Source organism: Ferrimonas balearica, from assembly GCF_019802085.1.
Taxonomy (GTDB): Bacteria; Pseudomonadota; Gammaproteobacteria; order Enterobacterales; family Shewanellaceae; genus Ferrimonas; species Ferrimonas balearica_B.
Genome location: NZ_JAHVHV010000001.1, coordinates 38,748 through 51,163, shown reverse-complemented (window position 1 = coordinate 51,163; position 12,416 = coordinate 38,748). Strand labels below are relative to the sequence as shown.

The following is a 12,416-nucleotide window of genomic DNA, read 5'->3' as shown; positions in this document are numbered from 1 at the left end:
TCCTTGCGCAACCAACTACTTAGGATGTTTGGTGAAATCAGGCTCAAACAGCGCCATCGACTCGAGGTGATGAGTATGCGGGAACATGTCCACCAGTCCAAGTCTAGTCAGGCGATACCCCTGCTGGGCGAGCACTTTCGCGTCGCGCCCCAGGCTGGCGGGGTGGCAGGAGACGTAGAGGATACGGCCGGGGCGCAATCGGGCCAGCCAGGCCATCACCCCCGGCGCCCCGGCGCGGGCCGGGTCCAGCAGCACCCAGTCGATATCCTGGAGCCACTTCGCCTTGGGATCCTCGCCGTTGAGATCCGCCGCCTCGAACCGCAGCTGGGTCAGCCCCAGCTCTTCGGCCCGCTGACGGGCCCGCTCGACCATGGTGGGGACCCCTTCGACGCCGATCACCTCCTGACTCAATCCCGCCAGTGCCAGGGTGAAGTTGCCGCCGCCACAGAACAGGTCCAGCCCCTTCTCATCCGGTTGCGGGGCCAGCCAGTCGATGGCCTGGCTGACCATCCCCTGGTTGACCGCATCGTTAACCTGGAAAAAATCCCCGGGCAGAAACGCCGGTTCCGGCCGGCCCGGCCCGATGCCGTAATGCAGCGGGGTGACGGTTGCGCCGTCCAGGGTGGTCAGAGACTCGCCCTGGAGCAGCAGTGTCACGCCGTGATGTTGGGCAAAATCCGCCAGAGCCGGTCGCTCGTCGTCCCGCAGGGGCTTGAGCAGACGCAGCACCGCCACCGACCCTTCGCTGGCCAGCATCAGGTCGATGTGGCCCAGGTGGCGGGCCAGTTTAAGGGGCGCCAGTGCCGCCTGCAGCGGAGCGATCAGCGCACTCAAGGGCTCGGCCAGCACCGGGCAGGCGTCGATGGGGGTCAGGGTGTTGCTGCTGGCCTGGCGAAAGCCCAGCACCAGATCCCCCTTATCCCAGCGCGCACCAAGCCGGGCCCGGCGACGGTAGTGCCAGTCCGGCCCTACCAGGGGCGGCGCCCACTCCATCGGGGCCAGGCCGGAGAGCTTGGTCACCAGCTCCCCCAGGGCCTGGGCCTTGAGCGTCCGCTGCAACTCGGTGGGCGCGTACTGAAGCTGGCAGCCTCCGCAACGGCCAAAATGGGGGCAGGCCGGGGCGATGCGCTGGGGGTGGTCCTCCAAGCGTTTCAGTACCTTGGCCTTGGCAAAGCGGGCCTTGTTTTCCACCAGCTGCACCTGGGCCGACTCCCCGGGCAGCAGTCCGGGCACAAAGACCACCTTGCCCTGGTGCGCCGCCACCGCCTGCCCCTGGTGGTCCAGCGCCTCGGGTTTCAGGGTCACTTTTTTAGACAAGTGCTTTGTTTTGTTGGACTTTGCGGAATAAAACTGTGCCATGAAAAGCTTCGTTGATTACAATAGTGGGATCTGGCGGGGGCCGACCAATGGATAGAGGGGGCATTGTCCCATAGATGAAAACGGTGACCAAATACAGTCTGCGCACTTGGGTCCTGGTGCTGGCTTTGGCGCCGACCATGCTGGTGGGCTTGCTGCTTGGGGGCTACTTCACCTCCAGTCGCTTCTCCGAGCTGGAGCAAACTCTGCTGCGCCAAGGCACCAACATCATCGAGCCGCTGGCCATCGCCAGCGAGTACGGCCTGCTGATGAACAACCGCGAGTACACCAAGCGGCTGATTGACCTGACCCACCGGCAAAACTCCGGCCTGGTGCAGTCCATCGCGGTGTTCGACAACCAGAACCAGATCTTCGTCAGCAGCAAATACCACCGGGATTTCGAGCTCATCAAGCTGCCCAGCAACCGGGACCTCAACCAGGGCACCGAACTGGAGCATCTGGGGGACTCCCTGGTGCTGCGCACCCCGGTGATCAGCGAAGGGGCGGCTATCGCCTTTGGCGCCAGCCGCGAGACCCAGTTGGGGTACATCGCGGTGCAGCTAAACAAGCACGAGGCGCTGCTGGAGCAGTACCGGGCCGCGGTAGCCGCCTTCATCATCGTCCTTATCGGGGTGCAGCTGAACCTGCTGTTCACCTTCCGCCTGCTGAAAAACGTCACCCAGCCCATCACCGAGATGGTGCGGGCGGTGGCCAAGATCCGCGAAGGCAAGCTCAACACCCGGCTGCACGGGGACCTCATCGGTGAGCTGGACTCCCTGAAACGGGGGATCAACGCCATGGCCGCCTCGCTGTCGGAATACCACAACGAGATGCAGCAGAACATCGATCAGGCCACCTCGGACCTTAGGGAGACCCTGGAGCAGATTGAGATCCAGAACGTGGAGCTGGACATCGCCAAGAAGCGGGCCCTGGAGGCCAGCCGCATCAAGTCCGAGTTTTTGGCCAACATGAGTCACGAGCTGCGCACCCCGCTGAACGGCGTCATCGGCTTCACCCGCCAGCTGCTCAAGACCCCGCTGCACGACAACCAGAAGGACTACCTCAAGACCATCGAGCGCAGCGCCTCCAACCTGCTGTCGATCATCAACGACATCCTCGACTTCTCCAAACTGGAGGCGGGCAAGATGGTGCTGGACGACGTGCCTTTCGCCCTGCGTGATGCCCTGGACGAAACCCTGACCCTGCTCTCCGGCGCCGCCTACGACAAAGGGTTGGAGTTTGTGGTGGAGATCGACGACCAGGTGCCGGACAGCCTGTGCGGCGATGTGATGCGAATTCAGCAGGTGGTCACCAATCTGGTGGGCAATGCGGTCAAGTTCACCGACAAGGGCAGTGTGCGCCTGAGCCTGGATCTGGCGGACGAGACCCCGGACCGGGTACTGCTGCGGGCCGAGGTGTCCGACACCGGTATCGGCATCGCCGAGGATCAGCAATCGATGCTGTTCCAGGCCTTCGGCCAGGCGGACAGCTCCGTCAGCCGGCGCTTTGGCGGCACCGGCCTGGGGCTGGTGATCACCAAGCGCCTGGTCAACCAGATGGAGGGCCAGATCGGCTTCACCTCCCACCTGGATCAGGGCTCCACCTTCTGGTTTACCTTGAGCATCGAGAAAAGCGGCTTCACCATCAGCGACCCCCTGCCCCGGGAACCGCTCAGAGGCGCCCGTATCGCCCTGCTGGAGTCCCGTCGTCTCAGTCGCAACGCCCTGGCCAGCCAGCTGGAGCAGTGGCAAACCAAGCCCCTGCCCACCACCAGTCTGCTGCAGCTCTCCGATACCTTGGTGAGCGAGCCCCCACTGGATTTCACCCTGATCGCCACCGCCAGCGTGCCCGGTTACGACGCCCTGGCGGCGATTCAGCCCACCCTGGAGGCCAAGGGCGGTGAACTGCTGCTGTTGCACGAAGGGCAACCGGAGCCCTGGGCCCAGCAGCTGGTCAGCCAGGGCAAGGCCCGTCTGGTGGCCATGCCGCTCAGTCAGCGTCGGCTTTTCGCGGCCCTAAGCCTGCAGGATCTGGCCCAGTTGCCCAAGTCCGAAACGGCGCCGGCCCCGACCGCCCCCCAGCACCACCTCAAGGTACTGGCGGTGGACGACAACAAGGCCAACCTCAAACTCATTGCCACCCTGCTGGCGGAAGTGGCCGGCCAGGTGGACACCGCCCGGGGCGGCCAGGAGGCGATAGACCGCTGCCGGATGACCGCCTACGACGCGGTGTTTATGGACATCCAGATGCCGGACATCGATGGCCTGATGGCCACCCAGGCGATCCGTCTGGACTCCCTGAACCGCCACAGCCCCATCATCGCGGTGACCGCCCACGCCATCGGCGACGAGCGGGACCGGATCCTCGCCTCCGGCATGGACGATTACCTGACCAAACCCATCGACGAGGCGGACCTGCGCCAGGTGCTGGAACGCTGGGTGCGCACACCGGTGATCGAAAGCTCCGTGGTGGACTGGTCCCTGGCCCTGAGCCAGGCCGGCGGCAACGAAGAGTTGGCCCGGGAGATGCTCGCCATGCTGCTGGAGAGCATCCCCGATACCCGGGCCCAGCTGGACAACCCCGCCAACGACGAGACCCTGGCCCGGGTGATCCACAAGCTGCATGGCGCCACCTGCTACTCCGGGGTCCCCGCCCTGCAGAAGCTGTGTGCCCAGATCGAATCCGCCCTCAAGCAGGGCAACCCGTCCAGTGACTTGCAACCCGAACTGCTGGAGTTGCTCGACGAGCTGGATAAAGTAGAATCCGCCGCCAAAGAGATACTGGTGGCCTGATGGACAACCCCATGACTTCAAAACAAGGCTTCTTTAGCCGAATCAAAGCCCTCGACCTGTGGCAAAAAACCCTCTTTGCCACCTGTCTGGCGGAGCGGATGCTGCCCAACTACCTGCTGTTTGCCGAGATCACCGAGGCGGAGGGCAGCGACAAGGCGGTGGTCCAACTGGATATGCTGTGGCAGTCCCTCTACAGCAAGGAGATGAAGCTCAACCACGAGCGGATGATGAACCAGCTGGAGGAGATGATGCCGGATCCCCAGCAGCACGAGTTCTACGGCGTCTACCCCGCCACCGATGCCCTGATGGCGATCACCACCATCCTCACCGCCCTGCAGCAGAAGGTGGAGAGCGATCTGGTCAACATCTCCAAACTCTCCAGCAGCACCGTCGCCGCCTTTATCGAGGCCAGCGAGGCGCCGGAGCTGGAGGAGGACGCGCTGGAGGATTTTGTCTTCGCCCACCCCCTGATGCAGGAGGAGCGCGACATCCAGAACCAGATCCTGGCCCTGGTGGAGCAGATGAGCCGCCGGGACATCGAGGACATCAAGGGGCTGCGCAAGGAGCTTAGGGAGAGCGGCGTCTCCAACATCGGCGTCTCCCTGAGCGAAGAGTAATCGGCCGTGAACCGCAAGAAGAAGGTCAAGCAGACCCTGCTCAAGCAAGCGAAGAAGGCGCGGGCCAAGAAGGCGGGCCAGGGCAACAAGCCCCGCTATGTCTCCAAGGCCGAGCGCGCCGAACTGGCCGCCCAAGAGGGTCAGCCTGACGAGACCCCCTCCGATAAGGCCACGACCGGTGAAGCCTCCGCCCGCCCCACCGACGGGTAACCGCCAAACGCAAAAAAGCCGCCCCGGGGGCGGCTTTTTTTTGCCTTAAGGGTTCAGCCGATAAGGAGATAGGCGGCCAGCTGCACCACGCCCAGGGCAAAGAGCCCCGCCAGCACATCGTCAATCATGATCCCAAACCCACCGTGGACATGCTTGTCCAGCAGGCGGATGGGCCAGGGCTTGAGGATGTCGAAGAAGCGGAAGGCGACGAAGGCCCCCACCACCCAACCCCAGCCGGCGGGCAGCATCGCCATGGCGATCAGCATGCCCACCACCTCATCCCAGACGATGGCCGGGTGGTCGTGGGTGTTCATGTCCTCGGCGGTCTTGCCGCACAGGTAGATCCCCACCAGACCCAGCAATACGGTGATCCCCAGGTAGAGGGGCAGGCTCAGATCCGCCATCAGGAAATAGAACGGCAGGGCCGCCAGGGTGCCCCAGGTGCCGGGGGCCTTGCGGGCCAGGCCCAGGCCGAACCCCACGGCGAGGAAGTGGACGGGATTGGCCAGGTTCAACCCCGGCAAACGCTCCGCAAAGCGGCTCATTCTTGCTCCTTAAAGTGATCGTACCCCGACAGGGTCAGTTCCACAGGTGCCCCCTCCTTGAGGTAACGGATCCCCTCGCCGGCCACGATCTGGCCGATGCAGGTGTGATTGATGCCAGTCTCCGCCAAGGCCGTGGCCAGGGCGCCCTTCTCCGCTTCCGGTACGGTAAACAGCAGCTCGTAGTCCTCGCCGCCGGCCAGGGCCAGCTCCAGCGCCCGCTCGGCACTGACCGCGCCCTTAAGCACCGCCGACATGGGCAACTGCTCTAGCTCCAGCTGAGCCCCGGCACCGGAGGCGGCCAGGATGTGGCCCAGATCCGAGGCCAGGCCGTCGGAGAGATCCATGGCGCTGGAGGCCCGCCCACGCAGGGCTCGCCCCGCCAGCAGCCGCGGACGCGGACGCAGGTGCTTCTCCACCAGGTACTCGGTGGCCTCCGGCGCCAGCGCCAGCTGGCCCAGCAGGCACTGAAGCCCGGCAGCGCTGTCCCCCAGGTTACCGGTGACGTAGATCCAGTCGCCGATGCGGGCCCCGTCGCGCAGCAGCGCGCGCCCTTCGGGCAGGTGGCCGTGGATGGTGACGGTCAGGCTCAGCGGCCCCCGGGTGGTGTCGCCGCCGATCAGCGCCACACCGTAGTACTGGCAGATCTCGTGCAGCCCCTCGGAGAAGGCCTGCAACCAGTCGCTGTCCTCCCCGGGCAGGGTGATGGCCAGGGTCATCCAGGCCGGCTCGGCGCCCATGGCGGCCAGGTCACTGAGGTTAACCGCCACCGCCTTGTGGGCCAGGTCCGCCGGCGCGATGTCCGGCAGGAAGTGGGTCCCGCACACCAGGGTGTCGGTGGAAACCACCAGCTCACTGTTGGCCGGCAGGGCCAGCACCGCGCCATCGTCTCCTATGCCCTTGAGCACATCCTTGCGGTGCACCGGGCGATCGAAGTAGCGCTTAATGACATCAAATTCGGATCCCATAACGTGACACGGCCACCTGATGTGGCCGCGCTCCCTGTCTGTCCAGTCCGCTTAACGTCGAAGGGAATTGGCCAACTTGTCCAACACCCCATTGACGAACTTGTGGCTCTCTTCGGCGCCAAAGGCTTTCGCCAGCTCAATGGCTTCGTTGATCACCACCTTGTAAGGGACATCGTCATGATGCACCAGTTCAAACGCCGCCAGACGCAGGATCGCCAGTTCCAGCTGATCCACCTCTTCCACCAGCCGGGCCAGGTTGGGCTTCAGCTTGGCGTCCAGGTTGCTGGATTGGGAGACCACCCCCACCAGCAGCTCACGGAAGTAGGCCATGTCGGCGCCCTTGGTGTCCTGCTCGGTGAGGAACTCGTGCTCAATATCGGCAACGGGGTTGCCGCTCATTTGCCAGGAATAGATGGCCTGCACCGCCAATCGGCGGGCCTTACGACGCTCGGAAGGCTTCACTTACTCTCTCCGGCCTTAGGCCAGTTGGTTTAGGACGTTGACCATCTCCAGCGCACCCAGGGCCGCTTCGCCGCCCTTGTTGCCCGCTTTGGTGCCGGCGCGCTCGATGGCTTGCTCGATGGTGTCGGTGGTCAGTACCCCGAAGGACACCGGAGTATCGAACTCCAGCATCACCTGGGCCAGTCCCTTGTTGCACTCACCGGCAACGAAGTCGAAGTGCGGAGTGCCACCGCGGATCACGGCACCCAGGGCGATGATGGCATCGAACTCCCCTTTGGCGGCGATGCGGCGAGCGGCCAACGGCAGTTCAAACGCACCGGGCACCCGCACAACAGTAATGTCCTCTTCGTTCACCTGACCGAACCGCTTGAGGGTATCGATCGCGCCTTCGAGCAGGCTGTCGACGATAAAGCTGTTGAAACGGGAGACCACGATGGCGATTTTGGCGCCTTTGGCTTCGATGTTGCCTTCGATTACCTTCATCTTTGTTTCCGTTATTGTTCCGTGCCCCCGTCAGCGGGGGGCAAAAAAGTGGGCGTAATGATAGCACAGCGGACGACGGCATCCATCGCCCGCCCTGCGGTTATTCTTGCACGTATTCGGTGACTTCCAGGCCAAACCCGGACAGGGCGTGGTAGCGCTTGGGACCGGACAGCAGGCGCATCCGGTGCACCCCGAGATCCGCCAGGATCTGGGAGCCCACCCCGACGGTGCGCGAGGCGCCCTGGGGTTTGCGGGGCACCAGGGTGCCGCTTTGGGCCTCGGCCAGGTGCTTGAGCTGCCCCAGCAGGGTTTCGGCACCGTGCTCACGGCCGAGGATCACCAGCACTCCGCCCTCGTCGGCGATGCGGGCCATGGCGGTGTCCAGAGGCCAGGCAGCGTCGCCGGTGGCCCCCAGCAGATCCTTCATGGGATCGTGCAGGTGCACCCGCACCAGGCTGTTGTCGCTCACCGGGCCCTTGCACAGGGCGACGTGGAACTGGCCGTCGATGGTGTCGCGGTAGCCCACCAGGTCGAACTCGCCGTAGCGGGTGGGCAGACGGCACTCCACCTCGCGGGTGATGGTGGTTTCGTTGAGATTACGGTACTCGATGAGATCGGCAATGGTGCCCATTTTAAGATCGTGGGCCTGGGCAAACTCCTCCAGCTGGGGGCGTCGGGCCATGGTGCCGTCCTCGTTGAGGATCTCCACGATCACCGCGGCGGAATCGAACCCGGCCAGGCGGGCCAGGTCCACGGACGCTTCGGTGTGGCCGGCGCGGTTGAGCACTCCACCGTCCTTGGCCCGAAGCGGGAAGATGTGGCCCGGCTGTACCAGATCCGTGGGCTTGGCGTCCTTGGCTACTGCCGCCAGCACGGTGCGGGCCCGATCGGCGGCGGAGATCCCGGTGGTCACCCCTTCGGCGGCCTCGATGGAGACGGTGAAGGCGGTGCCGTACTGCTCGGTGTTGTTGCTGACCATCTGGTGCAGCCCCAGGCGATCGCATCGCTCGGCACTCATCGGCATGCAGATCAGACCCCGGCCGAAGCGGGCCATGAAGTTGATCGCCTCCGGGGTGACCGCCTCGGCGGCCATAATCAGATCGCCCTCGTTCTCCCGGTCCTCATCGTCCATCAGGATCACCATCTTGCCCTGACGGATGTCGTCGATAAGTTCGTTGATCGTATTCAGTGCCATGACTGTGGGTTTCCTTAATTACTTCATAAAACCGCTGCGGGCGAGCATCTCCAGGGTGACCCCGGAGTTGGTCGACTCGGCAGCCGGTTGCATCAGGCGCTCCAGGTAACGGGCCAGCAGGTCCACCTCCAGGTTGACACTGTCGCCCACCGCCAGATCCACCAGGGTGGTCTCCTGGGCGGTGTGGGGCACGATGGTCAGGCGGAAGCGGGCGCCGTCCACCTCGTTGATGGTCAGGCTGACGCCGTCCACGGTAACCGACCCCTTGTGGGGCAGGTAGCGGGCCAGCTCGGCCGGGGCCGCCAGCCAGAATTCGATGGCCCGGGCCCGGGAGTGGCGGGCCACCACCTCGGCCACACCGTCAACGTGGCCGCTCACCAGGTGACCGCCGAGCCGGGTGGAGGGGGTCACGGCCCGCTCCAGGTTGGCCTTCTGGCCAACGGCGTAATGGGGGAAGTTGGTCAACGCCAGGGTCTCGGCGCTGACGTCCGCCACGAAGTGATCCGCCCCCAGGGCCACCACGGTCAGGCAGACGCCGTTGGTGGCGATGCTGTCGCCGAGCTGGACGTCGTCCAGGGGCAGCCGGCCGGTGGCCACGGTCAGGCGCAGATCGCCGCCCCGGGACTCCAGCTTTCTCAGGGTGCCGACCGCTTCGATGATGCCGGTAAACATTCAGTGATTCTCCTGGCGGGTCAGGATCAGGCGCAGATCGGCGCCGACCCGCTGCACGTCGCGCAGGGCCAGCGAAGCCACTTGCGCCATGGACTCATAGGCGGGCAAGGCTACCAGACCTTGGGCCGAAGTGCCCATCAATTTTGGCGCCTGGTAGAGCCAGAGCTCATCCCAGAGGCCCGCGGCCATAAAGGCCCCGGCCAGGGCGGCGCCGGACTCCACCAGCACCTCGTTGATCTCCCGTTGCCCCAGCTCGCTGAGCAGGGCCGCCAGATCGAGTTTGCCCGCGCCGTTGTCCGGCCCCAGCCAGGTGGTCACAGCGGACGGCCAGGGCTGGGTGTAGGGCTGGACGCTGGCCAGCATCAGCGGGCCGTCGCTCTCAAGCATCTTCAGCGGCGGCGCCAGGCGGGCGCGGCCATCCACCACCACCCGCAGGGGCTGCATCAGTTCACTGGCCTCGATGCGACTGCGCCAGTGGCCGAGTTCACCGTGGCGCACGTTCATGCTGGGGTTGTCCGCCAGCACCGAGTCGGCGCCGGTGATCACCGCATCGCTCATCGCCCGCAGGCGCTGCACGTCGGCCCGGGCTTCAGGGCCGGTGATCCACTTGGACTCGCCATTGGCCAGGGCGGTGCGCCCGTCCAGGCTGGCGGCCAGCTTGAGGCGGACATAGGGGCGGCCGGTCTTCATGCGCTGGATGAACCCCGGGTTCAGGGCCTCCGCCTCCTGGGCCATCAAGCCGTGGGCGGTGGGGATCCCCGCCGCTTCCAGCATCTTGAGGCCACGGCCGGCCACCTTGGGGTTGGGATCCACCATGGCGGCGATCACCCGGCCCACCCCGGCGTCGATCAGCGCCTGGCTGCAGGGCGGGGTGCGGCCAAAGTGGCTGCAGGGTTCCAGGGTGACGTAGGCGGTGGCCCCGCGGGCGGCGTCGCCGGCGGCGGCCAGGGCGTGGATCTCGGCGTGGGGGCCGCCGGCCTTGATGTGGTAGCCCTCCCCCACCACGGCCCCGTCCTTGACCAGGACGCAGCCGACCCGGGGGTTGGGCCGGGTGGTGAGCCGACCGCGACGGGCCAGCTCCAGCGCCCGCGCCATATGGCGGGCGTCATCAGCAGAGAACATCAGCGTTTTTCCAAACTGGCGATCGCTTCCCCGAACTGGGACAGGTCATCGAAGGCACGGTACACCGAGGCGAACCGAATGTAGGCCACCTTATCCAGGGTGGCCAGCTGCTCCATCACCAGGTTGCCCAGCAGCTGGGAGCTGACCTCCCGCTCCCCGGTGGCGCGCAGGGCGGACTTGATCTTGCTGACCGCCTGCTCCACCTGCTCGGTGCTGACCGGGCGCTTTTCCAGGGCCCGCTGCAGCCCCCGGCGCAGCTTCTCCTCGTCGAAGGGCTGGCGGGTGCCGTCGGATTTCACCAGGCGGGGCATCACCAGCTCCGCGGTTTCGAAAGTGGTGTACCGCTCATGGCAGGTCAGGCATTCACGACGACGGCGCACCTGGTGGCCGTCCGCCACCAGACGGGAATCGATCACCTTGGTATCGGTGGCGGCACAGAAGGGACAGTGCATCGCTCCTCCAGGAGTTGCGCAAAGGGAAAGAAGTTGGGATTAACTGCCCGCAAAGGATAACGAATATTGCACGCAAGGTTAAGATTCGGACAAGCAAAAGCCCGCCAAATGGCGGGCTTGGTCACGCTCTGGAAGCGGTGCCGTTTAGGCGTAGACCGGGTGGCGCTGACACAGCTCCAGCACCTGCTGCTTGACCCGCTCCACCACGGACTCATCGCCGAAGTGGTCCAGGATGTCGCAGATCCAGCCGGTCAGCTCCCGGGCTTCGCCCTCGTCGATGCCACGACGGGTCAGGGCCGGGGTGCCGATGCGCAGGCCGGAGGTGACGAAGGGGCTGCGGGGATCGTTGGGCACGGAGTTCTTGTTCACCGTGATGTTGGCGCGACCCAGGGCGGCGTCGGCGTCCTTACCGGTGATCTCCTTGTCGATGAGATCCAGCAGGAACAGGTGGTTCTGGGTGCCACCGGAAACCACCTTGTAGCCGCGGCTGATGAAGGTGTCTGCCATCGCCTGGGCGTTCTTGACCACCTGCTCCTGGTAGCTCTTGAACTCCGGCTGCAGGGCCTCTTTGAAGGCCACGGCCTTGGCGGCGATGACGTGACACAGGGGGCCGCCTTGGCCACCGGGGAACACCGCGGAGTTGAGCTTCTTGTAGATCGCCTCGTCGCCGATGGCGGAGAGGATCAGACCGCCACGGGGACCGGCCAGGGTCTTGTGGGTGGTGGTGGTCACCACGTGGGCATGAGGCAGCGGATTGGGGTAGATACCGGCGGCGATAAGACCCGCCACGTGGGCCATGTCGACAAAGAGGTAGGCACCCACTTCGTCGGCGATCGCGCGGAACTTGCCCCAGTCGATGACGCCGGAGTAGGCGGAGAAGCCGGCAATGATCATCTTCGGCTGGTGCTCCAGGGCCAGGGCCCGCACCTCGGCGTAATCGATCTCGCCGGTTTCCGGAGTGATGCCGTACTGCACCGCGTTGTAGATCTTACCGGAGAAGGAGACGTGGGCGCCGTGGGTCAGGTGGCCGCCGTGGGCCAGGCTCATGCCCAGCACGGTGTCGCCAGGCTGCAGCAGCGCCATGAACACCGCGGCGTTGGCCTGGGAACCGGAGTGGGGCTGGACGTTGGCGTAGTCGGCGCCGAACAGCTGCTTGGCGCGCTCGATGGCCAGCTCCTCGGCCACGTCCACGTGCTCACAGCCGCCGTAGTAACGCTTGTGGGGGTAGCCCTCGGCGTACTTGTTGGTCAGCTGGGAGCCCTGGGCTTCCAGCACCCGGGGGCTGGTGTAGTTTTCGGATGCGATGAGCTCAATGTGCTCTTCCTGGCGCACCTTTTCGGCTTCCATCGCGGCAAACAGTTCCGGGTCAAAGTCGGCGATGTTCATCTTTCTTTCCAGCATCCGTCTCTCCTGGGCGGTCTTCTGAGGTAAGGGGGATTTTGTTGGCGCCACAGTGTACTCCCTCCCCCGCCCCAACCCAAGCTTTTGCGATCCCGGTCACAGTGATGGCTCCATAACCACCGACTGAAATCCCTTTTCCTCAGG

The 12,416-nt window shown here is 65.1% G+C and carries 13 protein-coding genes; 3 read left to right on the top strand and 10 right to left on the bottom strand.

Annotated features, from left to right (window positions below; translation table 11 throughout):
• Nucleotides 1–15 precede the first annotated feature (15 nt).
• Entirely contained in the window at nt 16–1,359 is a 1,344-nt protein-coding gene (rlmD, locus tag KUV81_RS00250) for a 23S rRNA (uracil(1939)-C(5))-methyltransferase RlmD (RefSeq protein ID WP_222541841.1), read from the bottom strand.
• Between the two features lie 74 nt (nt 1,360–1,433).
• On the opposite strand from rlmD, the gene barA reads away from it, so the two are divergent.
• Genes barA through KUV81_RS00235 form a run of 3 tightly spaced genes read left to right on the top strand, consistent with a single transcriptional unit; the run spans nt 1,434 to nt 4,975 of the window.
• Nucleotides 1,434–4,148, top strand: a complete 2,715-nt coding sequence (gene barA, locus KUV81_RS00245) for a two-component sensor histidine kinase BarA (protein ID WP_222541840.1) — start codon at nt 1,434–1,436, stop codon at nt 4,146–4,148.
• An 11-nt stretch (nt 4,149–4,159) separates the two neighbouring features.
• On the top strand, nt 4,160–4,765 hold the full coding sequence (locus KUV81_RS00240; protein WP_222541839.1) for a YjaG family protein: 606 nt from the start codon (nt 4,160–4,162) through the stop codon (nt 4,763–4,765).
• A gap of 6 nt (nt 4,766–4,771) precedes the next feature.
• Nucleotides 4,772–4,975 (top strand): DUF2986 domain-containing protein, encoded by a 204-nt coding sequence (locus KUV81_RS00235; protein ID WP_222541838.1) that lies wholly within the window; start codon nt 4,772–4,774, stop codon nt 4,973–4,975.
• 53 nt (nt 4,976–5,028) lie between these two features.
• Here the strand turns inward: KUV81_RS00235 and KUV81_RS00230 are convergent, their stop codons facing one another.
• The 9 genes from KUV81_RS00230 to glyA all read right to left on the bottom strand — a co-directional run bounded on the left by KUV81_RS00230 (nt 5,029) and on the right by glyA (nt 12,272).
• Nucleotides 5,029–5,520 (bottom strand): phosphatidylglycerophosphatase A, encoded by a 492-nt coding sequence (locus KUV81_RS00230; RefSeq protein ID WP_222541837.1) that lies wholly within the window; start codon nt 5,518–5,520, stop codon nt 5,029–5,031.
• Nucleotides 5,517–6,485 (bottom strand): thiamine-phosphate kinase, encoded by a 969-nt coding sequence (gene thiL / locus KUV81_RS00225; protein ID WP_222541836.1) that lies wholly within the window; start codon nt 6,483–6,485, stop codon nt 5,517–5,519. Before thiL ends, KUV81_RS00230 begins: the two co-directional genes overlap by 4 nt.
• A gap of 51 nt (nt 6,486–6,536) precedes the next feature.
• The gene (gene nusB / locus KUV81_RS00220) at nt 6,537–6,947 is read right to left on the bottom strand and encodes a transcription antitermination factor NusB (RefSeq protein ID WP_222541835.1); all 411 of its coding nucleotides are present in this window, start codon (nt 6,945–6,947) and stop codon (nt 6,537–6,539) included.
• Between the two features lie 15 nt (nt 6,948–6,962).
• Nucleotides 6,963–7,430, bottom strand: a complete 468-nt coding sequence (gene ribE, locus KUV81_RS00215) for a 6,7-dimethyl-8-ribityllumazine synthase (protein WP_222206805.1) — start codon at nt 7,428–7,430, stop codon at nt 6,963–6,965.
• A 100-nt stretch (nt 7,431–7,530) separates the two neighbouring features.
• Nucleotides 7,531–8,625 carry a bifunctional 3,4-dihydroxy-2-butanone-4-phosphate synthase/GTP cyclohydrolase II gene (gene ribBA, locus KUV81_RS00210; protein ID WP_222541834.1) on the bottom strand — a complete coding sequence of 365 codons (1,095 nt, stop codon included), beginning with the start codon at nt 8,623–8,625 and terminating at the stop codon, nt 7,531–7,533.
• An 18-nt stretch (nt 8,626–8,643) separates the two neighbouring features.
• Nucleotides 8,644–9,297, bottom strand: a complete 654-nt coding sequence (locus KUV81_RS00205) for a riboflavin synthase (protein WP_222541833.1) — start codon at nt 9,295–9,297, stop codon at nt 8,644–8,646.
• The gene (gene ribD / locus KUV81_RS00200; protein ID WP_222541832.1) at nt 9,298–10,419 is read right to left on the bottom strand and encodes a bifunctional diaminohydroxyphosphoribosylaminopyrimidine deaminase/5-amino-6-(5-phosphoribosylamino)uracil reductase RibD; all 1,122 of its coding nucleotides are present in this window, start codon (nt 10,417–10,419) and stop codon (nt 9,298–9,300) included. It lies immediately after the preceding gene.
• Nucleotides 10,419–10,871 carry a transcriptional regulator NrdR gene (gene nrdR, locus KUV81_RS00195; RefSeq protein WP_222541831.1) on the bottom strand — a complete coding sequence of 151 codons (453 nt, stop codon included), beginning with the start codon at nt 10,869–10,871 and terminating at the stop codon, nt 10,419–10,421. The genes ribD and nrdR overlap by 1 nt, the downstream gene beginning before the upstream one ends.
• A gap of 144 nt (nt 10,872–11,015) precedes the next feature.
• Nucleotides 11,016–12,272, bottom strand: a complete 1,257-nt coding sequence (gene glyA / locus KUV81_RS00190) for a serine hydroxymethyltransferase (protein WP_222541830.1) — start codon at nt 12,270–12,272, stop codon at nt 11,016–11,018.
• Between the last annotated feature and the right edge of the window lie 144 nt (nt 12,273–12,416).